Genomic DNA, 319 nt, shown 5'->3' with positions numbered 1-319 from the left:
ACCACATCATCGTGGTCAGCAAGAACGCCATCAAGGACTGGGACGGGGTGACCTTCCCGTGGACGTTCGCCGACGCCCAGGACTCCGTCGCGATCCGCTACGCCGTCGGCAACGAGCAGCCGGGCGACGAGGAGCTCGTCAACTGCCCGCTCGCCCAGATCACTCCTCCGACGATCGAGCCGGTCGATCCGTGCGGCCCGGACAACATCGCGTTCCCGGAGGTTCCCGAGACCGACGAGTACACGGTCGAGGTCGTCGACGGTGACGTCGTGCTGACCGCCAAGCCGGGCTACGAGTTCCCGGGCGGAGAGTCCACCCT

1 protein-coding gene is annotated in these 319 nt (G+C 67.1%); it reads left to right on the top strand.

Translation table 11 applies throughout. From position 1 onward, the window contains the following. Positions 1-319 (top strand): hypothetical protein (locus AC2YHB_RS25635; protein ID WP_487354882.1); only part of this gene is annotated, 319 nt, incomplete at both ends.

The organism is Nocardioides sp. SRI_004 (assembly GCF_057586415.1).
Note: the sequence above shows the minus strand (reverse complement) of the source record. Positions and strands in the feature narration are given on the sequence as shown.